This is a genomic window from Bacteroides stercoris ATCC 43183 (genome assembly GCF_025147325.1).
In the GTDB taxonomy this organism is placed as follows: Bacteria; Bacteroidota; Bacteroidia; order Bacteroidales; family Bacteroidaceae; genus Bacteroides; species Bacteroides stercoris.
The window spans coordinates 490088-511732 of sequence record NZ_CP102262.1; the positions used below are offsets into that span (position 1 = coordinate 490088).

Annotated in this window: 19 protein-coding genes, 1 tRNA gene and 1 pseudogene; 11 read left to right on the forward strand and 10 right to left on the reverse strand. The window is 44.3% G+C overall.

Annotated features, from left to right (window positions below; translation table 11 throughout):
* Positions 1-22: 22 nt before the first annotated feature.
* The 3 genes from NQ565_RS02005 to NQ565_RS02015 form a co-directional block, all read right to left on the reverse strand.
* Complete coding sequence (locus NQ565_RS02005; RefSeq protein WP_002558131.1) at positions 23-244, reverse strand: DUF2795 domain-containing protein; 222 nt, start codon at positions 242-244, stop codon at positions 23-25.
* A 71-nt stretch (positions 245-315) separates the two neighbouring features.
* Positions 316-879: a cob(I)yrinic acid a,c-diamide adenosyltransferase gene (locus NQ565_RS02010; protein ID WP_016660802.1), complete on the reverse strand. Its 564-nt coding sequence runs from the start codon at positions 877-879 to the stop codon at positions 316-318.
* Positions 880-914: 35 nt separating this feature from the next.
* Positions 915-1547: a hypothetical protein gene (locus NQ565_RS02015; protein ID WP_005656606.1), complete on the reverse strand. Its 633-nt coding sequence runs from the start codon at positions 1545-1547 to the stop codon at positions 915-917.
* Between the two features lie 184 nt (positions 1548-1731).
* Here NQ565_RS02015 and NQ565_RS02020 point away from each other — a divergent pair, with 184 nt between their 5' ends.
* Complete coding sequence (locus NQ565_RS02020) at positions 1732-2694, forward strand: FimB/Mfa2 family fimbrial subunit (protein ID WP_005656608.1); 963 nt, start codon at positions 1732-1734, stop codon at positions 2692-2694.
* A 109-nt stretch (positions 2695-2803) separates the two neighbouring features.
* Here the strand turns inward: NQ565_RS02020 and NQ565_RS02025 are convergent, their stop codons facing one another.
* On the reverse strand, positions 2804-3175 hold the full coding sequence (locus NQ565_RS02025; protein WP_005656612.1) for a winged helix-turn-helix transcriptional regulator: 372 nt from the start codon (positions 3173-3175) through the stop codon (positions 2804-2806).
* 184 nt (positions 3176-3359) lie between these two features.
* On the opposite strand from NQ565_RS02025, the gene NQ565_RS02030 reads away from it, so the two are divergent.
* Positions 3360-3809 (forward strand): cupin domain-containing protein, encoded by a 450-nt coding sequence (locus NQ565_RS02030; RefSeq protein WP_005656613.1) that lies wholly within the window; start codon positions 3360-3362, stop codon positions 3807-3809.
* 12 nt (positions 3810-3821) lie between these two features.
* Positions 3822-3914 (forward strand): annotated as a pseudogene (locus NQ565_RS17060) (PDDEXK nuclease domain-containing protein); the annotation flags it as partial.
* 138 nt (positions 3915-4052) lie between these two features.
* Here the strand turns inward: NQ565_RS17060 and NQ565_RS02035 are convergent.
* Positions 4053-4943 carry a DUF4595 domain-containing protein gene (locus NQ565_RS02035; RefSeq protein WP_005656621.1) on the reverse strand — a complete coding sequence of 297 codons (891 nt, stop codon included), beginning with the start codon at positions 4941-4943 and terminating at the stop codon, positions 4053-4055.
* A gap of 208 nt (positions 4944-5151) precedes the next feature.
* On the opposite strand from NQ565_RS02035, the gene NQ565_RS02040 reads away from it, so the two are divergent.
* The gene (locus NQ565_RS02040) at positions 5152-5493 is read left to right on the forward strand and encodes an ISAon1 family transposase N-terminal region protein (protein WP_074713686.1); all 342 of its coding nucleotides are present in this window, start codon (positions 5152-5154) and stop codon (positions 5491-5493) included.
* Positions 5494-5503: 10 nt separating this feature from the next.
* Entirely contained in the window at positions 5504-6472 is a 969-nt protein-coding gene (locus NQ565_RS02045; RefSeq protein ID WP_418329395.1) for an ISAon1 family transposase, read from the forward strand.
* Between the two features lie 96 nt (positions 6473-6568).
* Here NQ565_RS02045 and NQ565_RS02050 read toward each other — a convergent pair.
* Positions 6569-6652 (reverse strand) — tRNA-Leu (locus tag NQ565_RS02050).
* 156 nt (positions 6653-6808) lie between these two features.
* On the opposite strand from NQ565_RS02050, the gene NQ565_RS02055 reads away from it, so the two are divergent.
* On the forward strand, positions 6809-7894 hold the full coding sequence (locus NQ565_RS02055) for a mannose-1-phosphate guanylyltransferase (protein WP_022103546.1): 1086 nt from the start codon (positions 6809-6811) through the stop codon (positions 7892-7894).
* 92 nt (positions 7895-7986) lie between these two features.
* Here the strand turns inward: NQ565_RS02055 and NQ565_RS02060 are convergent, their stop codons facing one another.
* From NQ565_RS02060 to NQ565_RS02070, 3 genes are all read right to left on the reverse strand, one after another.
* Complete coding sequence (locus NQ565_RS02060; protein ID WP_005655297.1) at positions 7987-8379, reverse strand: HIT family protein; 393 nt, start codon at positions 8377-8379, stop codon at positions 7987-7989.
* A 51-nt stretch (positions 8380-8430) separates the two neighbouring features.
* On the reverse strand, positions 8431-8895 hold the full coding sequence (gene greA, locus NQ565_RS02065; protein ID WP_005655299.1) for a transcription elongation factor GreA: 465 nt from the start codon (positions 8893-8895) through the stop codon (positions 8431-8433).
* Positions 8896-9086: 191 nt separating this feature from the next.
* Positions 9087-10238 (reverse strand): DUF4369 domain-containing protein, encoded by a 1152-nt coding sequence (locus tag NQ565_RS02070; RefSeq protein WP_005655300.1) that lies wholly within the window; start codon positions 10236-10238, stop codon positions 9087-9089.
* Positions 10239-10438: 200 nt separating this feature from the next.
* On the opposite strand from NQ565_RS02070, the gene pnp reads away from it, so the two are divergent.
* Entirely contained in the window at positions 10439-12589 is a 2151-nt protein-coding gene (gene pnp, locus NQ565_RS02075; RefSeq protein WP_005655301.1) for a polyribonucleotide nucleotidyltransferase, read from the forward strand.
* Positions 12590-12682: 93 nt separating this feature from the next.
* Here the strand turns inward: pnp and NQ565_RS02080 are convergent, their stop codons facing one another.
* Positions 12683-14338, reverse strand: coding sequence for an IS1182 family transposase (locus NQ565_RS02080; RefSeq protein WP_005656266.1), 1656 nt, complete (start codon positions 14336-14338; stop codon positions 12683-12685).
* 235 nt (positions 14339-14573) lie between these two features.
* Here NQ565_RS02080 and NQ565_RS02085 point away from each other — a divergent pair, with 235 nt between their 5' ends.
* The 4 genes from NQ565_RS02085 to NQ565_RS02100 all read left to right on the forward strand — a co-directional run bounded on the left by NQ565_RS02085 (position 14574) and on the right by NQ565_RS02100 (position 21450).
* On the forward strand, positions 14574-15134 hold the full coding sequence (locus NQ565_RS02085; protein WP_005655303.1) for an RNA polymerase sigma-70 factor: 561 nt from the start codon (positions 14574-14576) through the stop codon (positions 15132-15134).
* A 121-nt stretch (positions 15135-15255) separates the two neighbouring features.
* Positions 15256-16188 (forward strand): FecR family protein, encoded by a 933-nt coding sequence (locus NQ565_RS02090; RefSeq protein WP_040315994.1) that lies wholly within the window; start codon positions 15256-15258, stop codon positions 16186-16188.
* A 185-nt stretch (positions 16189-16373) separates the two neighbouring features.
* Complete coding sequence (locus tag NQ565_RS02095) at positions 16374-19811, forward strand: TonB-dependent receptor (RefSeq protein ID WP_005655305.1); 3438 nt, start codon at positions 16374-16376, stop codon at positions 19809-19811.
* Positions 19812-19824: 13 nt separating this feature from the next.
* The gene (locus NQ565_RS02100; protein WP_005655307.1) at positions 19825-21450 is read left to right on the forward strand and encodes a SusD/RagB family nutrient-binding outer membrane lipoprotein; all 1626 of its coding nucleotides are present in this window, start codon (positions 19825-19827) and stop codon (positions 21448-21450) included.
* Positions 21451-21645 lie beyond the last annotated feature (195 nt).

A 21645-nucleotide genomic window follows, 5' to 3' on the forward strand; every position in this document is an offset into this window, starting at 1 on the left:
GATGAAATTCAATCAAAGCGCATCAATACTCCTCTTCGTTGAAGAAGAAATCTTCTTTGCTGGGATAATCAGGCCAAATATCTTCAATACTTTCATAAATCTCGCCTTCATCTTCCATTTCCTGCAGGTTCTCAATAACCTCAAGCGGAGCACCCGAACGCATGGCATAATCAATCAATTCGTCCTTAGTTGCCGGCCAAGGGGCATCTTCCAGTTTAGATGCCAATTCCAATGTCCAATACATAGTTTCTAAGTATTAAAATTGTGAGTAGTAATTCCTTTCTTTATTTTTCGGCAAAAGTATAACAAAATATTTCACTTGCAACTATTATTCCAAAATATTTCTTCTTTTTTCTCGTCTTGGTTCATTTTACGCGAAAGAACGAACAAATAGTCAGATAGACGGTTTACATAGGCCAACAGCTCGGAAGAGATGTCCGTCTGTTCCGCCAAAGCAAGAATGCGACGTTCGGTACGGCGGCAAACGGTACGGCAGATATGACAAACGGAGGCTCCGCGACTCCCGCCCGGAAGAATAAAAGCAGAGAGAGGGGGAAGCTTGTCGTCCAGCCGGTCTATCTCGCGCTCTATCGCCTCCACCTGTTCCGGGGTGATGATACTCGCCTCCTTCAGCCGTGTCTTTTCACGATCCGTAGCAAGGTAAGAACCTATTGCAAACAATCTGTCCTGGACTTGCTGCAGGAACTGCCTGTCGGGCTCGTCGGAAAGGAAAGTAATCAGAAACCCCAGATTGGAATTCAGTTCGTCCACCGTACCGTAGGCTTCGAGGCGGATGTGGGTTTTAGGAACACGCGTGCCTCCTACAAGGGAAGTGGTTCCTTTATCTCCGGTCTTTGTGTATACAAGGCTTTTCTTCATAATGGTCTTTTTTCCTTTGAAACGCCTAAAGGTAATCAAAAGTTGACAATATAGTCTTGTTTTATCCTGGTTTTATCAAAGAAAATAATACCGAGATCGTAAAGGTCGAAAGTGATGCCTGCCTTTTCGTGCCGGCTGATACGCCTCCAAACGGCACGCATCCGGGAAGTATAACGGATACCTTCGATTACAAAGACGGACGTTTGCGCAGTGCGGTCGGCACAGATACGGAACACCTCTTCCACAAACTCCGGACGGCGGTAATCGTGCAGGTATAAAAAGTCGACAGACGCGCCACTCTCCAGAAACAGTTCGGACAGGTCGGCGGCAGCAGTGTAGTCCGCCCCTTCCTTCGCAGCTTTCAAATATAAGGAAGAGGCAGCCTGCATGCCTGCATCCACAATCGTAGCCGGCTGTGCATAATTTACCAGCCGGAACAGAAGCCGTTTCACCTTTAAGGACTCGTACCCCCATGCCCGGTCTTTCTGCGGCATAAGCCTCTTCTGCTCGGAAGCCAGCTCCTTATACTTATAATAAGGAGTAGTTTCATAGATAACGTGCGTTATCAGGTTGAAGGCGAAAGGCGAGTGCACCCCGTAACCGCAGCGGTGGCGGAATCGGTACAGCCAGATAAAAGGGCGCTTTAGCGCAAGTAACATACGGTTCATCACAAGTTAATTCTTTATTGTGTTGCAAAAATACGGAAAAACCTGAAACGGAAGCTAACCGCACAGCTTTCCTTTGATAACTGTCCCCCCGCCGGACGAATAATTTTCCCGAAATGTACCGTATCCGGGAACCATTCCCACTGCAGAATGTTCTCTATGGAAATAACCCAAAACCCAACGGATAATGAAAAAATCGATACTGTTAATGGGCCTTGCAGCTCTCATAGCAAGCTGTTCGGACGATGACCGGAACAACGATACTGATAATCAGCATCTTGTCAGTCCCTCAATGGCTGTGAGCATCAGCAACACCGACGGCCGCCAAAGCCCGTTTACCGGCATTCTTACAATTATGCCATGCGATGCAAACAGTTCCATATACTATGGAAATTATGTAAAAGGGAAACTGTCTCCTTTCTACGGCTATTACCGGGTAAAGGACGGAAGTTTCCATGACAATTCCATCAATAGGGAGATTTCTCTGCCGATAGGCACTTACAATATGATTTATTGGGGAACACCCCAATACCAAACTCCCATTTATGCCCACCCTGCCATAAAAGAGGCGGCTCACAGCATAGGTGCCGATATGTCCAAACAGTCTCTCGGCTTGTTCAGAATATCAGCCGATACCATTTACTATCCCGTATTCGACCTGGTGTACGCCACACAGCCGGTAAACATCGGAAGCGAAAGCCTCAGTGGCTCTTTAAAACGAGTGGTAGCCGGAATAAAGGTTGTCCTGAAGGACAAAGACAATGCCGTACTAAGTTCCAGTATAGACAGTGTGTCCGTACGCATCACCAACATTTACAGCGAACTCAACTATTATACGGGAAAACCGCAAGGTACACCACGTACAATCGCGTTCCCTCTGATTCGTTCGAACGATGGTACTCAGATGAGCAACAGCACCGTTATGCTGTTCCCGTCCGCCGGAAAACCGGAATTCCAACTAGCAATCATTCTTAAAAACGGTAATGTGAAAAGCTTCAGACAAGCATTGAGCAGCCCGCTCGATGCCAATGCCAAACTGACATTAACGTTAAGTCTGGGTGATATTTTCTCTGAAGAATCCTCCGGTGACTTTACCATCGATGACTGGAACGAGAAAAACGAGAATATTGATATACCGATAATAGAGTAGCCGAATATTATAAAGGGGCTTTCCGCACGGAACAGAGCTGCCGGTGTTACCATGAAATAACCCTTTGCCGTTCCGATTCTTAATCACAATGCTATTCTATATATTCATTCTATGACAAGCTCTCGAACTTTTTTCTGTGCTCCATTATTGATTGCATATTATTTTGCGCCCATTCGGTTAACGATATAATGATAGGGACAAGGCTTTTGCCTGTTGCTGTCAACTCATACTCCACTCTTATCGGAACTTCCGGAAAAACGGTTCGTTTTACCAGTCCGTCAGCTTCCAATATCTGTAGCGTATTAGACAATACTTTGGTTGATATATCAGGAATTTGCCTCGCTAATTGGTTGAAACGGGTTGAACCATTCTCATTCAGAATGAAAACAACTAACAATGCCCACTTATTACCAAAACGTGCAACGACATTCCGAATAGGGCAAATCTCAATGATAGATTTTTTTTCTTCTTTTTTCGTCATGACAATCTATTGTTTTTCTGCATAAGTAACCTCCGGGTAACTTTGATACATATTTGTAACTTCTTGTATTGCAAATAATTGATTCATATATTTGCAGTATCAAAAAGAAAGCAATTATCCAATGCAAAGTTAGTTAATTTGCGATACGTAATCAATAGAAGTATAAACATCAAAATTAAAAGCTATGAAACAGATTGAAAAAACAGCATCAGCGACAAACTTCACCGCTATCAACTTAGGCAAGTTAAATGAATTAGGAGATTACTTGTTGGAACTTGCTCCTGAAATAAAAATTCCGGGAAAAGTGTTTGGCGGGGCTGCACTTCAAGCCACAGGAAGCGAATTTTCATTCCAGTTATTCCAACCGGGAACAGAAACCGGTTTTCTTCATACTCACAAAACGCATGAAGAACTTTATTTCTTCCTTAGTGGAAACGGAGAATTTCAAGTAGACGGCCAAGTATTCCCTGTTTCGGAAGGAAGTGTGGTACGTGTAGCCCCTAAAGGTAAAAGGTCTGTCCGGAACAACGGCATAATTCCCCTTATTATGCTTTGCATTCAATATAAGGCTGCAACATTCGCACAAGAAGATACAACAGACGGAAATATATTAAACGAACCGGTAAGATGGTAACATTATGAAACAGGACTAGACCCGAATATTTTTGTGCAAAAGTATAAAATCCAGTTGCCCAGTGAGGAAGAAATCACAAGATTTCTTTCAAAGGAGACAGGCTAACAACTTTCAATAAAAACAAAGGTTTAGTTCATTTTAGATATACAAGAGAAATGGACTAAACTTAATCATTGACAAATAGCGAGAAGGCTTGCACCTAACCGATGCAAGCCTTCTCGCTATTTGTCATTTTCCGATAAGTCACCAAGTAAATGTGTACTTCTTCTCATCCCCCTCGTCTTTTATAAGCAGTTGCGTAGGATAACCGTCGGAATTCAGTGTCCACTTATAATTCGATAATTCAACAGAAGTATCATCAGCATCACGCATCGCAAGCGGCAGATGCTTGGTAGCCTTGCCAAGCATACCTCCGTAGTAGGCATATATCATCTCATCCATATCCACATCCAGCAGTTCGTCGAACATCATCAGGCAACCCTTGTTATCAATGGGAGTTGCAATCTCGCCCGTCGTATAGTCTATGATAGCACCGTCCTCCCACTCGTCATTGCCGTCAAGAACTCCGTCGCCATTCATATCTCCACCACCCATATAGCTTGTGGAAGTCTTCACAGCATCACCATCTTTATAAGTGATTTTCGTCAACTCACCGCTACCTTCAGAACGTCTCATTTCTATGAGATGACCGTCGGCATCGTACTTCATCTCCCAAGTGAACTCACTGGCATCGGAAGTGCCGGCGTGGTCTATGGAGTTGCAATATTCCACATAGCCATTGCTGTTGAGCTGCAAGTTCAGTTCGGTAACATCGCCCTCGTCATCTGTCACGGTGATTTTTGCGCGGTCTTTCGTCGCATCTGCCTTCGTTTCGGCAAAGAAATACTCGAAGACGGCTTTTTCCCCATCCTCACCTATGATACTTATCACCAGTCCTTCTTTGTTTTGGGAGATAGACATCCCGGCAGCCGACTTCGGTAGTCCCCCCTTGAATACCTCCGACGGCTTGACCACAGTGACAGTGCTTCCGCCACCCTCACCATTTTCATTTTCGTCATCGTCACTACAAGCAGTAAATCCCAGACACAACGCTGCACTCAGCATGGAAGCAGCAAGCATTCTAAACATTTTCATAAGTCGCAAATCTTCTTATAGACTTCCCGGATTCAATAAAATTAATACATCAAAAGGCATAGAAGTCTGTACTTTCCGCTTATCCTGTCGCTCAAACTTCTACACAGCCCCCTAAACAACAGGAAACGGCGTTTCATAAATGGGGTCAATGTAAAAACCTGAGGGGTAAATTTATAAATTGTTATCTTTGTCTCCAAATTCATAGCTTATGGAATTAAACGGTTATCGCTTTCTTCTTCCTGAAGGCACTTTAGACTACTTTGATCTTGTTGATGTGAAGGAAAGCGTAAATGAAGTTGTGTTCTACCTTGAGGAGAAAAATATCGTTCCTGAGAAGTATACAGATCAGGATACTGAGAGTAAAGGCTTTTATGACCCTGTTATTGTTCAGGATTTTCCTCTCCGTGGCAAGAAGGTCTTCCTTAATATTCGTCGTCGTCGCTGGCTCTTAAAGAAGCATAATGAGTATATCTCTCGTAACTGGCGTATGGTGGCTGAAGGTACTCGTATGACGCAAGATTTTGCGTCTTTTTTAAAAGAACTATATTGATAGTTATCCGATCAGTTGCAAGCTCTTAGGTGTTTTATATGGAGTTGACGGGGATTTATTGGAGCGTCAATACCGTAACCATCTAAGTGGTTATCTCCATTGGGACCAACTTGTTCATGCAGAGGATTGGCTACTATTCGAAAAGAATATCGGTGCTTATATCTGTATTGATGAGGTAGCCCTCTCGCGTGGGGAACTCTATACTGTACTGACCAATAAAGAAGCTCACGGTGGTAAAGGTAGTATGATTGCCATCATTAAAGGTACGGACGTTCATACGGTCACTTCTGTCCTGCTTAAGCTCTCCCGTCGCCGCCGTTACCAAGTGCGCGAGATAACCTTGGATATGGCTCCTAACATGGAGCAGATTGCACGCATCTGCTTTCCTGCGGCCAAACGTGTTACCGATCGCTTTCACGTACAGAAGTTAGCTTATGAAGCTGTGCAGGAGATGCGTGTAAAAGCTCGCTGGGAGGCTTTGGATGAAGAGTCCACTCAGATTGCTTATGCAAAGGCCTGTGGAAAGATGTATCATGCACCTGTTTTCGCTAATGGAGATACAAGAAAGCAGTTGTTAGCGAGAAGTATTTATCTGCTTTACAAGAAGGAATCCTTATGGACTCAGTCTCAAAGAATACGGGCTGAAATTCTTTTCAAGGAATATCCCGATATAAAGAAAGGATATTATCTGTCTATGCGGTTAGGCTTAATCTATCATCAGTGTAAGTTTAAGGATATTGCTTTGACAAGGCTGGCAAGGTGGTATGATGAAGTAGATAAATCAGGGTTCCTCACCTTTGGAAGGGTCGCACGTTCTATACAAACACATTATCTGGATATAATCAATTTCTTTGAAAGGAGGGCAACCAATGCCGCAGCAGAGTCATTCAATGCTAAAATCAAAGCATTTAGAGCACAGTTCAGAGGAGTAAGAGATAGAGCTTTTTTCTTATATAGACTTGCTAAATTATATGCTTAAATATAAAATCCCTCAGATTGTTACGTTGATCCGGGAAAATTCCATAAAAAGAAAAAACTAAGTAACTGATTTCTCAATACTTAGCTTTTATCTTAGTACCCAGACCCGGGGTCGAACCGGGATGGAAGTGAATCCACTGGTGTTTGAGACCAGCGCGTCTACCGATTCCGCCATCTGGGCATGTTGATTTCTCAAATGCGGTGCAAAGATACAGCTTTTTTTGAAAACTACAATACTTTCCTTAAAAAAAGGCGAAAAAAACGAGAAAATATTCTCCAAGCATTCCGCGTTTATAAAATATACAGTACTTTAGCAGAAACTTTTAAAACATTTAATATGATAACCAATAAGGATAATTTCTGTGTAATCATGGGTGGCGGTATCGGTAGCCGTTTCTGGCCTTTCAGCCGCAAAACTCTTCCGAAACAATTTCTGGATTTTTTCGGCACAGGGCGTTCATTATTGCAACAAACATTCGATCGGTTCAAGCAAGTAATCCCTACAGAAAACATACTGGTTGTAACCAATGACCTATATGCCGACTTGGTGAAAGAACAGCTTCCCGAATTAAACTCCGAACAGATTTTATTAGAACCTACACGCAGAAACACTGCCCCGTGCATTGCATGGGCTGCTTACCATATCCGTGCATTAAACCCAAATGCCAATATCGTAGTAGCTCCTTCGGATCATCTTATCCTAAAAGAAAGCGAATTTCTTTCAGCCATAGAGAAAGGGCTGGCATTCGTTGCAAAATCTGATAAGCTTCTAACTCTTGGCATTAAGCCTAACCGCCCGGAAACAGGATATGGTTATATACAGGTAGCCGAACATATAGACAGCAGCTTCTATAAAGTAAAAACCTTTACAGAAAAGCCCGAATTGGAATTAGCCAAAGTCTTTATAGAAAGCGGAGAATTTTATTGGAATGCCGGTCTCTTCATGTGGAATGTAAACAGTATCATCAAAGCCGGTGAATTACTTTTACCGGAATTGGCCACTAAATTGGCAGCCGGAAAAGATGTGTACGGAACACCGGAAGAAAAGAAATTCATAGATGAGAACTTTCCTGCATGCCCTAACGTATCCATCGACTTCGGCATTATGGAAAAAGCAGACAATGTATATGTATCATTGGGCGACTTCGGATGGTCTGATTTAGGTACATGGGGCTCCCTGTACGATCTTTCTCAAAAAGACGAATCGGAGAATGTCACTCTGAAATGCAGGTCGTTATTATACAATAGTAAAAACAATATTGTCGTACTTCCGCAAAACAAACTTGCTGTCATCGACGGGCTGGAAGGATACCTCATTGCCGAATCCGACAATGTCCTGCTGATTTGTAAAAAAGATGAAGAGCATTCCATACGTAAGTATGTGAATGATGCTCAAATTAAATTGGGAGAGGACTATATATAAATAGTTTTTTCAACGACAAAAAAGTAAAAAAAATCGGCAGTTGCTATTTCCAACTGCCGATTTTTTTTTATAATGGGAGGAAATAAAATCTTTTAGAACGCCATGGTGATAGCTTTGGCTATCGCCTTAAATTCTTCATCTGTCAATTTCAGCTTTGGGTTGGAAAAAAGCATATCCTTTTCATTCTGCATAGGAATCAAATGAATATGTGCATGAGGAACTTCCAAACCTAAAACTGCTTCACCCACTTTCCTACAAGGAAAAGCCTTGCCAATAGCCAATGCCACTTTCTTTGCAAAAACATGCATTGCAGCCAAATCCTCATCACTTAAATCGAAGATATAGTCCACTTCCTGTTTAGGAATGACCAGCGTATGCCCTTTCGCCAATGGATTAATATCAAGAAAAGCAAAGAACTTATCATTCTCCGCCACTTTGTAGCAAGGTATTTCACCCGCAATAATTTTGCTGAATATTGTTGCCATAATTTTACTTATATAAAATGAGGCAAGCCCGCATGCAGACCTGCCCCTCCTCTAAAATGATATGTTCACTACTTCCAGATTGATGATACCCTGCGGTACTTTAATCTCAGCAACATCACCCACTTTCTTGCCAAGCAAACCTTGTGCAATCGGAGTATTTACAGAAATCTTTCCCTCTTTCAGGTTAGCTTCACTTTCAGAAACAATAGTATAAGTCATCTTCATACCGTTTTTCACATTTTTCAGTTCCACTTTATTCAATATCTGTACACTGTCGGTTTTCAATTTAGATTCATCAATAATCTTTGCATCCGCAATAACCTGTTTCAGTTTATTGATTTTCATTTCAAGAAGACCTTGAGCTTCTTTTGCAGCATCATATTCTGCATTTTCCGACAAGTCACCTTTATCGCGTGCCTCAGCAATAGCTGCCACAATCTTCGGGCGTTCTATCGTTTCCAACTGTTTCAAATCGGCCAACAACTTATTGTAGCCTTCTTCTGACATATAAGCCATAGTTTTTCCTCCTTATTATTTATAATGTTTTTTAATGGTACTATAAACAAAAAAGAATTCCAACATGGTCAGCATGCTGGAACCCTCTTCCTATTTTTTCCTTTGCAAAGATAGACTTTTAAATAATGCGTGTCAAGCAAAAAGCAGTGCTTTGTAACATATTTAAATGAAATCTTCTAATTTATAACATGTTACAGCAAAGTTTTCACCGCCGCATCCAAATCTTTAATTGTTTCGCCACGGGCACTCAACTCGCTCTTTTTATTGATTAGGAAGACAGCAGGAAGCGACTGTACATTATAAGCGGCAGCTATGCTGGAATATACCCCATTGGCGTCACGTACACATATCCACGGCAGATTATCGGCTGTTGTTTTCCAATAGTGCTCATCAGCATCCAAAGAAACCTGGTAAATCTCCAAGCCCTGACCGGCATACTTGTCGTATAAATCACGCAGCATATAATTATGTGTAGGAGAAACCGCACTCTGATAGATTGTGAAATCCAAAATAACAGCTTTCCCCTTCAAATCACTCAACTTGTGCATATTGCCTTTCATGTCGCGCAAGTTAATATCAATGATACCTGTTTCCGACACAGCCTCCGTAGGAAGTTCCACGACCTTCTGCTGCGGGGCACGGGTATTCTTCATTCCCTTTATTACTATATTATAAAGATTCTTCGAACGGTCAGCATGCGGATAATAATTGTTCAGGCTGGTTGCCACTGCAGCAAAGCACTTCACATCATCTTTATTATTCAACGGATCGAATATGAGATAATTATTTAATTTCTGAAATAAAGCAAAATAAGCAGCTGCCGTATTAGGAGCGGCAAAAATATAATTAATCTTCACTTCATCCTTATAGTCCTTCATCAGTGTAGCCAAACTATCCTCAAACACATCCGTACCGATTTTATGGGCTTGCATACTTTGAATCAACGCATTTACATTGGTTTGAAGTTGCATTTGCTTCAATGTAAGTTCTTTTATCTTCACACTGTTTGCCGAACCTTCTACTGTATAAGCCGTAGAAAAATCCGTATACGGTGCATTAAACCGAACCGTTTCCGCAGAATCTATGGAAAAGTTGATAACCTTATCATCTACACGCAAACGATAAAATTCAGGTGATACAGGGCATGCCTGCTTAAAAGCAAACGTACCGTCACTCTTCAACTTAACGGAGTCCAAAGGAACAATACCCTCTAAAGCCGAAGCTTCCAGGTAAAGCATTTTACCGTCAGCACCGGATATTTCACCTTCCACTTTAAATTCCGGTCCGGAATTACATGCGCTTAACCCCAAAACAGCCAATGCTACAAAAAGAATCTTTTTCATATTTCATGTATTTTTCTAAAAAGAACGTGCAAATATACTCCTTTTCACGGTTAGTCAAAGCATTTTCCCACTTCTTACACTTATAAAAGTGCAAAAAACAACTAAATACAAACTTTTTATCTCATTCCCACCGTATTACACGAATAAAATATGTATCTTTGCAAGCATTTTGAAAGAAAAATAGATATAAAACATTTTTTATGATTAACCCAATTGTTAAGACGATCGAGCTTCCTGATGGCAGAACCATCACGCTCGAAACGGGAAAGCTGGCAAAACAGGCAGACGGTTCTGTAATGCTTCGTATGGGTAACACCATGCTGTTAGCTACTGTTTGTGCCGCCAAGGACGCAGTTCCCGGAACAGATTTCATGCCGTTACAGGTAGAGTACAAAGAAAAATTCTCCGCATTCGGACGTTTCCCCGGAGGTTTTACAAAACGCGAAGGCCGTGCTTCTGATTATGAAATTCTTACCTGCCGCCTCGTAGACCGTGCTCTCCGCCCTTTATTCCCCGACAATTTCCACGCAGAGGTATATGTAAACATCATCCTCTTCTCAGCAGACGGCGTTGACATGCCGGACGCACTGGCAGGACTTGCAGCTTCTGCCGCCCTCGCTGTTTCAGATATTCCTTTCAACGGACCGATTTCCGAAGTACGCGTAGCACGTATCAACGGCGAATTTGTTATCAATCCTACTTTTGAGCAATTGGAAAAGGCTGACATGGATCTGATGGTAGGCGCCACTTATGAAAACATCATGATGGTGGAAGGTGAAATGGATGAAGTTTCCGAAAGAGACTTGCTGGAAGCCATGAAAGCTGCTCACGAAGCAATCAAGATACAATGTAAGGCCCAGATGGAACTGGCAGAAGAAGTCGGTTCTACCGTAAAACGCGAATACTGCCACGAAGTAAACGATGAAGAACTCCGCAAGGCTGTTCACGACGCCTGCTATGACAAGGCTTATGCAATTGCAGCTTCCGGTAACAAGAATAAGCATGAGCGTATGGATGCTTTCGATGCCATCCGCGAAGAATTCAAGGCACAATTCAGCGAAGAAGAACTGGAAGAAAAAGCTCCGCTTATCGACCGCTACTACCACGATGTTGAAAAAGAAGCCATGCGTCGTTCCATCCTGGATGAAGGCAAGCGTCTCGACGGACGTAAGACTACCGAAATCCGTCCTATCTGGTGCGAAATCGGTTATCTGCCCGGTCCTCACGGCTCCGCTATCTTCACACGTGGTGAAACCCAGTCTCTGTCTACCGTTACTTTAGGTACAAAACTGGACGAAAAAATTATCGACGACGTTCTGGAACATGGAAAAGAACGTTTCTTACTGCACTACAACTTCCCGCCGTTCTCTACGGGTGAAGCCAAAGCACAACGTGGTGTAGGTCGTCGCGAAATCGGTCACGGACACCTTGCATGGCGTGCTTTGAAAGGACAAATCCCTGCCGATTATCCGTATGTAGTACGTGTAGTATCCGATATTCTCGAATCAAACGGTTCATCTTCCATGGCTACCGTATGTGCCGGTACGCTGGCGCTGATGGATGCCGGTGTAAAAATCAAGAAGCCCGTATCCGGTATTGCAATGGGATTGATTAAGAATGCAGGCGAAGAAAAATACGCAGTATTGTCCGACATCCTCGGTGATGAGGACCACCTCGGCGATATGGACTTCAAGGTAACCGGTACAAAGGACGGTATCACTGCTACCCAGATGGATATCAAAGTAGACGGTCTGTCTTATGAAATCCTTGAAAAAGCATTGTTACAGGCTAAAGAAGGCCGCGAATACATTCTGAGTAAAATCACCGAATGTATCGCTGAACCGCATGCCGACCTGAAACCGCATGCTCCACGCATCGAAACCATGACTATTCCTAAAGAATTCATCGGTGCAGTAATCGGCCCGGGCGGAAAGATTATCCAGGGTATGCAGGAAGAAACCGGTGCAACAATCACTATCGAGGAAATAGACAATATCGGTAGAATTGAAATTGCCGGAACCAACAAGAAGTCCATCGACGATGCAATGCGTATCATCAAAGGTATCGTGGCAGTACCGGAAGTAGGTGAAGTCTACAAAGGTAAAGTACGTTCTATCATGCCTTACGGTGCATTCGTTGAATTCTTACCGGGCAAAGACGGTTTGCTCCATATTTCTGAAATCGACTGGAAGCGTCTGGAAACAGTAGAAGAAGCCGGAATCAAGGAAGGTGACGAGATTGATGTGAAGTTGCTTGACATTGATCCTAAGACCGGTAAGTTCAAACTGTCTCGCAAAGTATTGCTTCCGAAACCGGAAAGACAGGAAAGACCGGAAAAGAAAGACAAATAATCCCTATCAATAAATAGGATATATGAGAAGGTGTGTCGTAATGCACGATGCACCTCTTTTTTGTTCATCACTATACAAATCTGTTCATTTTCTTTAAGCTGCGATAATTCGAAGATTTCTTTGATTTATGTGTCTCCAGCATCTAAATAAAGCGACAGTAAGTTCATAAAACCATCCAATCAGCCATTTCGTATCTTCTTTTGTCAGTTTTGCACACATTTTTTTTATATTGAAGGCAATGGCTAGGAAGGCAAAGTCCATGAAGACCTTGTCCTTTCCAAAATGTCGGAAACGTTTGTAGTTCATATTGTTTTTAATTTGTCCGAACACGGCCTCCGGTTCTATGCATCTCTGCCCTCTGTGTTTCAGTCCTTTCTCAGAGCAGAGCAGTTCTTTGGCTCTCCGCTTGTATTGTCTAAGCCTATGATTCAGTTCTATCGTCCTGTTTCCTTTTGCTTTAAAACAGCGGCATCGCAGGGGACAACCTTCACACCTGACAGCTCTGTACCGTGCATTTTCGCTGACATATCCGGATGCGGTTTTCACATTCCTGGTGCCTATCCTCCGCATCCTTTGCCCCATAGGGCAGATGCAGAAGTCATGTTCTTCATTGTAGTAGAAGTTTTCGGCCTTGAACGGGGCCGGTTTGAATCTCGGCCGCTGCTCCATGTGGAAATAGTTGTACTTTACGTAGGCTTCCATGCCGTTTTCGGACATGAAGCGGTAATTCTCTTCGGAGCCATAGCCGGAATCAGCAACCACCGTATGGGCCATCCGTTCATACCTGTTTGAAAAAGATTGCAGGAAAGGAATCAGGGTCAGTGTATCCGTAGGGTTCGGGAAGAGTGCAAAATCGGTGATGAACTGATTTTCGGTGCCGATTTGAAGGTTGTAACCGGGCTTCGTCTGTCCGTTGCGCATGGCATCCTCCTTCATTCTCATAAAAGTAGCGTCCTTGTCCGTCTTGGAATAGGAATTCCTCTCTTGCAGTGTTTCCAGATGGCAGTCGTATTCCTGCAGTTTGTCCCTGTGTTCTTCCAGTTCCTTCAGCTGTTTGCGTTTCTTTTTCAGTTCAGTCTTTTCCTCTTTCGCGGATGGCTCGGAAACCTGTTCCAGTGCATGACGCAATTCTCCTGCCATTTCAGTCAGCATGGCCGGAGTGAACTCAACTTCCTCATTGTTCTCTGATGACTTCTCCTGAGCAATGACATCGTCTATCTGCCCTAACAGGACATGTATCTTCTTCATCAGGCGTTCACGGTTCCGCTCAACCGTTTTTCGCCAGACGAAAGTGTACTTGTTGGCTTTGGATTCGAGCTTTGTCCCGTCAATATATTCCACATTCAGGCTGATGAAGCCTTTGGAAGAGAGAAGAAGTACGGTTTGCGTAAACACTTCGTTAATTTCCTTCTTCACCCGGTTGCGGAAACGGTTGATGGTAATGAAATCCGGTTTCTCATATCCGGCCAGCCAGATATAATGGATGTCACGGTGAAGGAGTTTTTCAATTTTCCGGCAGGAGTAGATGTTGTTCATATAGGCATACAGAATGACCTTGAGCATCATCTTGGGGTGGTAAGGGCTGCGACCGCATTCCTTATACAGTTTTCTGAAACTTTCAAGATTCAAGCCCTCAACCAGGGCGTCAACCATGCGCACCGGATCGTTTTCTGCAATATCCTCATCAATTCTTTGAGGAAAAAGAACGGTTTGGTTGGGATTGTAAGGACGAAAATGTATCTTTGTCATAGTAAAGAACTTATGCTTAAAGATACAAAATCTTTAGGTAATAACAAAGCCCCAGCTTGTGAAAGTCGGGGCTTTGTGCGTAAAAAACAGAAGGTGTGCATTTTGACACACCTTCTTTTTTTCACTCCCCACCCATGGAAATCAAAAAAACAACAGGTATTGTTTGCATATTACAAAAAGATTATATTGCTTTGTGATACGAAACCTTAAATCGTACGAAAAAACTCCAATTTGAATGTCCGACTCCATTAAATTACATACGATGGACCTTTTCTCGCGTTTTTTCCAGGAGAACCAAGAAAAGTTCCTGACTTTTGCTTATTCCTACCTCAGAGATAAAGCGGAAGCGGAAGACGTGCTAATGGAATCCATGATTGCCCTATGGGAAAACCGGAACCGTTGGGAAGAAGGAAGCAATCTGCATGCCTTGCTGTTGACCATAATCAAAAACAAATCACTCAATCTGTTAGAGCACAAAAAAATACGCCTGCAAGCAGAAGAAAATATAAACAGCCATAACCAGCGGGAGCTCAACTTGCGTATATCCACCTTAAAAGCCTGCGAACCCGAGCAGATATTCGACAACGAAATACAGCACATCGTTCACAAGGCCTTAGAGCAAATGCCACAACAAAGCCGGACTATTTTCATGCTGAGCCGTTACCAGAATCTCCCCAACAAACAAATTGCCGAGCAACTGCATGTTTCACTGAAAACCGTAGAAGCGCATATCACCAAAGCCCTCCGCATACTGCGATTGGAGTTGAAAGATTACCTGGCTTCCATACTTCTCTGAGCAATAAAAGTATTTTTTCAGAAAAAAGTTTCCTTTTTTGATAGGGTTGTCCACACTTCGCCGGTTATATATACAGAAAGGCGGTAAAGTCCCTCTCTTTAACCAAGCAACTCTATTTATGATGAACCAGGAATTACTATACAAATATTTTAAAGGAACAGCATCCATTGAAGAAGAGAAACAGATTCTGGACTGGGTTGAAGCTTCTGAAGAAAACCGGGAAGCCTACCTGAAAGAGCGTATGCTGTTCGACGTATCCCTGTTTTCCACAAAACAAGACAATAAGAAGAAAACAATACGACTCATGCCAATGCTCTGCTGGGCGGCGCGTATTGCAGCGGCAGTCATCATTGCCGTATCAGGTTACTACATGACCACAAATTATATATATAATAAGGATGCACAGCCTCAAACCATTACTGTTCCTGCCGGGCAACGCGCCCAAATTACTCTTGCCGACGGTACACGCGTATGGCTCAATGCCCAATCCACGCTTACATATGCTTCCGACTTCGGTCGCAATGACCGCAACGTCGAGTTAGACGGCGAAGCATATTTTGAAGTTGCCAAAAACAAAAAATTACCGTTCTATGTACATACGGAAATGCACAAGGTAAGAGTGGTCGGAACCAGCTTTAACGTCTGCGCATACAAAGGCAGCAAAGAGTTCGAAACAACATTGGTGGAGGGTATCGTAGACATCTACCCAAGCTGTAACAACCAAGTGATTACCCGCCTTCAAAAGGATGAGTTTTTTGCCAATTATGACGGACGCTGCAAGAAAACCATCCTCCCCTCGTACGAATATCTCCGCTGGAAAGAGGGATTATACTGTTTTGATGATGTACCCTTCAGCGGCATCCTGGACAAGCTTGAAAAATACTACAACGTAAAGATAACCGTCACCAGCCCCAGACTACTGACCCACGAAGGCCTGACCGGCAAATTCAGGGAACAGGATGGCATAGAGCACATCTTGAGAGCCATCTCCAAAGAGCATCCGTTCAAGTTCCGCATCAATGAAAACAAAGACTCGATAATCATATATGAATAAACAAAACCTTTAAATTTAGTACTAACCCCTTAAAACCGAACAGCATGAAACCATAAAGCAACAGTCCTAAGAATTACTTCCCTTTTTTGATAAAAAAAGATCGGAAAGTACCCCCATACTTTCCGATCCGAAACAGTCAAAAATCGACCTTAATCAATTTATTAACTTAACACAGTGACAAAGATATGAGAAAAATTTCTTTGAATGGACTTTTTTGTCCAAAAAGTTTTGAAAACAAGCAATTATTGCGTACTATGAAGACCACACTATTCCTTCTTCTGTTTGTAACATTCCAAGCATACTGCGGGAATAGCTACTCTCAGAACGCCAAAGTAAGTATCCCCGATTCTCAGCTGAGAGTAGGGCAAATACTTTCCCAAATTGAATCCCAGACAGACTATCTGTTTGTATACAACAAAAAGAGTGTCGATGTACGGCGCACTGTTAATGTAGATGCGAAAAACAAAGCCGTAGCCGAACTTCTGGATGAAATATTTGCCGGAACAAACATCAGATATGTAATGGAAGGCAAAAATATAGTTCTGACCAAAAGAGGTGAAAGCATCGAAAACGTAGCCGGAACACAACAGGAAAGAGTCACTGTAAAGGGTGTCGTTACCGATTCCAAGGGCGAACCGATTATCGGTGCAAATGTATTGGAAAAGGGTACGACCAACGGCATCATCACCAACCTGGACGGAGAGTTCACCCTCAACGCACCTGCCAATGCCACTTTAGTCATTTCCTACATAGGCTATGAACCTATAAACGTTACGCTCAACGGCCGTACATCGCTAAAAATCCAAATGAAAGAAGAAGCGCTGGCATTGGAAACCGTTGTCGTAACAGCTATGGGCATCAAGAAAAAAGAGGCCTCTCTCACCTACTCTACCCAACAGGTGGGCGGCGATGAACTGACCCGCGCCAAAGACCCTAATATGATTAACGCCCTTGCCGGTAAGACAGCAGGCGTATCCATCACCCGTAACTCCTCCGGTCTGGGCGGCTCAGCCAAAGTATCCATCCGCGGTATCCGTTCTGCCAATGCTGATGGAAACAACCAACCGTTATATGTTATCGACGGTGTGCCTATGCTGAACAACGTAGCCGAGCAGGCATTCTCCGCCATGGGCGGTAACAACGATGCCGGCAACCGTGACTCGGGTGACGGTATCTCCAACTTGAATCCGGACGACATTGAAAGCATGAGCATACTGAAAGGTGCTTCCGCAGCAGCCCTCTACGGCTCACAAGCTGCCAACGGCGTAATCCTGATTACCACCAAGAAGGGTAAAGCCGGCATGCAACGTATCGTATTCAACTCCAACCTGACCATAGACCATGCCATTTGCCTGCCCGAATTCCAAGACAAATACGGCGCAAGCGGAGCTACAAGCTGGGGTACGGTTCCGGAAAATGCAAACTCCACACCCATCAAAGCTTACGATAACGTGGGCGACTATTTCAGCAACGGAGTTACTGCAACCAATTCACTATCCATCATGACGGGTAAAGAGAAAATGCAGACCTACTTCTCTTATGCCAACACCACCGCCAAAGGTATTGTCGATGTAAACAAACTGCAAAAGCATAATATCACCTTCCGTGAAACAGCCTCTTTGTTCAACGACCGCCTCACATTGGATGCCAATGTAAACCTGATGACCCAGAAAATCAAGAACCGCCCTACTTCCGGCGGCTACTACATGAACCCGCTGGTAGGTTTGTACATCTTCCCGCGCGGTGAAGACCTCAGTATCTATCGCGATAATAACGGATTCGAAAAATACGATGAAAACAGATCTATGCCATTGCAGAACTGGTATACGGACATCAGCGGATTCAACCAGAACCCCTATTGGCTGACGAACAGAGTTACCAGCAACGACAAGCGTTTCCGTACCTTAGCTTCCTTAAGCGCGAACTTGAAGATAAGCGACTGGTTCAGCGTTCAGGCACGCGGTAATGTAGACTATATCAATGACAATTACGAGCAGAAAATGTATGCCGGGACAACGGCCGATGTAGCTCACCAGAACGGCCGCTATATCAAAATGAACCGTCAGGACTTCATGGTTTACGGTGATTTTATGGCCATGTTCAACAAAACATGGAACGACTGGAGTTTGAATGCAGCCATAGGCAGCAGTATCAATACCACCAAAGTCAACTCCTTAAGTCTCGACTCCGGTAAATCCGGCTTGTACAAGGCTAATGTGTTCACAGTTCCCAATATGAATCTCAGCGGTGCAGGCACTTCATACATTGATGAAACAGCCAACCAAAGACGTACCATCCAGTCTGTGTTCGCAACCGCACAGCTCGGTTGGAAAGAGAGTATCTATCTGGATGTAACCGCACGCAACGACTGGTCTTCCACACTTGCCAACACCAAAAGCGAAGACTCCGGCTTTTTCTATCCGTCGGTAGGTCTCTCATGGATTCTCAACAAAACTCTCAACCTGCCCGAATGGATAAGCTTCGGCAAGGTTCGTGCTTCCTGGGCACAAGTCGGCAACGACCTTCCCATCGGCATCACCAGCCCGGCGCAGACCATCACGGCAGGCGGCGTAGTGAAACCCATCGACTACTACTTTGCAGAAGATTTGAAACCGGAAATCAGCAACTCCATCGAAGTAGGTACTGAGTGGAAGTTCTTCAACAGCCGTCTGGATTTCGACTTCACATTCTACCGCACGGATACCAAAAACCAACTGATCCGCGTAAACACTACCGCCGAACAACGTCCTTACCGTTGGATAAACGCAGGTAAGATACGCAATACGGGTGTTGAAATCACCTTAGGCGCTACGCCGCTGATGAACGATAATTTCCGCTGGAAAACCCAGTTCAACTTTGCTACCAACAAGAACAAGATTGTATCCTTGGGCGGCACACCCAACTTCCAATACGCTTCGGGCAATGTAAGCATGCCCTATAAAATGATGGTTGTAGAAGGCGGTTCGCTGGGCGACATCTACGGCAACGTATTTGTACGCGATGCAAACGGTAAAATCCTGCTGGAACCGGCAACAGACAAAGACGGTAACCCCAACGCCAAAGCCGGCCTGCCTCAGGTTACAACCGACAAAGCCGCCAAGATAGGCAACTTCAATCCCGACTGGACACTGGGCTGGAGCAATACCGTGACATACAAAGGTTTCTCGCTTTACTTCCTGATTGACGCACGCGTAGGCGGCGACGTAATTTCGCTGACACAAGCCGGACTGGACTATGCCGGTGTGAGCAAGGCAACCGGTGATGCCCGCGACGCAGGCTACTATATGCTGGAAGGACAAAAGATTAATGATGTACAGAAATTCTATCAAATGGTAGGCGACCGCGGCAACGGAACAACGGAATTCTACCGCTATGACGGAACAAACATCCGCTTGCGCGAAGTATCCTTGGGTTACTCCTTCCCGCAGCAAATGCTTGAAAAGACCGGATTCATCAAAGGAATAGACTTGTCACTGGTGGCACGCAACCTGTTCTTCATCTACAAAGATGCACCGTTCGATCCGGATGCCACAATGTCGGTAGGCAATGACAACCAGGGATTGGACACCTTCGGCATGCCTTCAACAAGAAACATAGGATTCAACATTAAATTTACTTTCTAAATACCCGAACGATATGAATAAGATAAAATATACAACCGCATTGCTCCTCGGCGGTCTCCTGAGTTTTTCATCCTGTACCGACAACTTTGCCGACTTCAACAGTACCGACGGAGCTTATACAGAAGAATTGCAGAAATACGATAACCAGACCAACCTCGTACCTTTCGCCACCATTCAAAAGGGTATCATCTACCAGACCGGAGTGGACGGTACGGACTGGCAATACCAGGTTATACAGAACTTAGTGGCGGACATGTTCTGCGGATACTTCCACGACATGAACGGTTCGTTCAATGCCAACAACTCCACCTATAATCTGAACAACGGCTGGACAAGCGCCATGTGGGTATACACCTACGGATACGTCATGCCTTCCATCGCCGATGCGGAAGCGCTGAATACAGAAAAGGAATGGCCTCTTTACCACGCCATTACTAAGATTCTGAAAGTAGCTACCCTCCATCGTGTGAGCGACTATTACGGCCCTATCCTTTACGACGGATTCGGAACAGCCGACCAGAAGCCACAGTCACAGGAAGAAGTCTACAAACGTTTCTTTGAAGACCTGGAAACAGCCGTGAACATACTGAAAGATTATAAAGGCGGCGTATCCTTTGAAAGCGCCGACTTCATGATGCCGGAAGGCAAACGCACTCCCGCACAATGGCTGAAATTCGCCAACTCTCTCCGCTTGCGTCTGGCCATGCGCGTATCTAACGTAGCTCCCGAACTTGCCGAGAAACAGGCCAAAGCAGCTTTGGATGCTGCCAACGGCGGTGTACTGGAAACAGCCAACGAAACGGTAGGCGAATACGGCATCCGCAATCCGCTGGGTGGTGTTGCCGGCTGGAGCGAAGTGTATATGAACGCAAGCTTGGAGTCTTTCCTGAAAGGCTACAACGATCCTCGCCTTAAATCCTACTTCAACCCGGCACAAGACGGCAGAGACAAAGACGGCAACATTAACAGAGAAGTTGCCGGAGTAAAACAACTCAGCAGCATTGAAGATGAATACAAAGGTGTCCGTCAAGGCACAGGCGTAGCCGACAACCGCTACTCCACACACTCGCAGACCACCGTTACAACCGCCAGTAAAATCATTGTCATGAGCGCGGCCGAAGTATGGTTCCTGCGCGCAGAAGCAGCCTTACGATATAACACCGGCGATGATGTGGAAAACTGTTATAAACAAGGTGTTACCGTATCCTTTGCACAATGGGATGCCAATGGCGTCAGCGATTATCTGGAAAGTGACGATAGACCGGCTGCCTACGTAGATGTATTCGATGCTAAGTTCAATGCGGATGCACCTTCAACGATCACTCCGAAATGGGACAATACAGCCGATAAGGAAGAAAAACTGGAGAGAATCATCACTCAGAAGTGGCTGGCCCTCTATCCGGAAGGTTGTGAAGCATGGGCGGAACAACGCCGTACCGGTTATCCGCGGCTCATCAAGGTTGCGGTGAACAACAGCGGCAATACCATCAGTACCGACGATATGATTCGCCGTGTATTCTTCAACCAAGATTACAAGACGGACAACAAGGCATTGTATGACGCTTTAGTCAGCAAGCTGGGCGGTGCAGACAACGGCGGCACACGTCTTTGGTGGGATACCGGACGGAATAACTTCTAAAAAATACAAAGGCATATTTTTTGATTAGTGATGTTTTCTCCGTATTAGTTATTACGGGAAAAGGTTGCAAGGAGCAAAGTCGGGGGGCTTTGCTCCTTCTTTTCATATATAAGAGACCGAAGCGGTTCCCCTTTTTCCATAAGGCATAAACAAACTGTCTTATAACAGCACCCGGACAGCTGCAAGAGCTTGTCT

Excerpts from the sequence above, each read along its gene's own strand:
- NQ565_RS02005 (WP_002558131.1), bottom strand. The coding sequence starts at position 244 with ATGTATTGGACATTGGAATTGGCATCTAAACTGGAAGATGCCCCTTGG.
- NQ565_RS02010 (WP_016660802.1), bottom strand. The coding sequence starts at position 879 with ATGAAGAAAAGCCTTGTATACACAAAGACCGGAGATAAAGGAACCACT.
- NQ565_RS02015 (WP_005656606.1), bottom strand. The coding sequence starts at position 1,547 with ATGAACCGTATGTTACTTGCGCTAAAGCGCCCTTTTATCTGGCTGTAC.
- NQ565_RS02020 (WP_005656608.1), top strand. The coding sequence starts at position 1,732 with ATGAAAAAATCGATACTGTTAATGGGCCTTGCAGCTCTCATAGCAAGC.
- NQ565_RS02025 (WP_005656612.1), bottom strand. The coding sequence starts at position 3,175 with ATGACGAAAAAAGAAGAAAAAAAATCTATCATTGAGATTTGCCCTATT.
- NQ565_RS02030 (WP_005656613.1), top strand. The coding sequence starts at position 3,360 with ATGAAACAGATTGAAAAAACAGCATCAGCGACAAACTTCACCGCTATC.
- NQ565_RS02035 (WP_005656621.1), bottom strand. The coding sequence starts at position 4,943 with ATGAAAATGTTTAGAATGCTTGCTGCTTCCATGCTGAGTGCAGCGTTG.
- NQ565_RS02040 (WP_074713686.1), top strand. The coding sequence starts at position 5,152 with ATGGAATTAAACGGTTATCGCTTTCTTCTTCCTGAAGGCACTTTAGAC.
- NQ565_RS02055 (WP_022103546.1), top strand. The coding sequence starts at position 6,809 with ATGATAACCAATAAGGATAATTTCTGTGTAATCATGGGTGGCGGTATC.
- NQ565_RS02060 (WP_005655297.1), bottom strand. The coding sequence starts at position 8,379 with ATGGCAACAATATTCAGCAAAATTATTGCGGGTGAAATACCTTGCTAC.
- greA (WP_005655299.1), bottom strand. The coding sequence starts at position 8,895 with ATGGCTTATATGTCAGAAGAAGGCTACAATAAGTTGTTGGCCGATTTG.
- NQ565_RS02070 (WP_005655300.1), bottom strand. The coding sequence starts at position 10,238 with ATGAAAAAGATTCTTTTTGTAGCATTGGCTGTTTTGGGGTTAAGCGCA.
- pnp (WP_005655301.1), top strand. The coding sequence starts at position 10,439 with ATGATTAACCCAATTGTTAAGACGATCGAGCTTCCTGATGGCAGAACC.
- NQ565_RS02080 (WP_005656266.1), bottom strand. The coding sequence starts at position 14,338 with ATGACAAAGATACATTTTCGTCCTTACAATCCCAACCAAACCGTTCTT.
- NQ565_RS02085 (WP_005655303.1), top strand. The coding sequence starts at position 14,574 with ATGTCCGACTCCATTAAATTACATACGATGGACCTTTTCTCGCGTTTT.
- NQ565_RS02090 (WP_040315994.1), top strand. The coding sequence starts at position 15,256 with ATGAACCAGGAATTACTATACAAATATTTTAAAGGAACAGCATCCATT.
- NQ565_RS02095 (WP_005655305.1), top strand. The coding sequence starts at position 16,374 with ATGAGAAAAATTTCTTTGAATGGACTTTTTTGTCCAAAAAGTTTTGAA.
- NQ565_RS02100 (WP_005655307.1), top strand. The coding sequence starts at position 19,825 with ATGAATAAGATAAAATATACAACCGCATTGCTCCTCGGCGGTCTCCTG.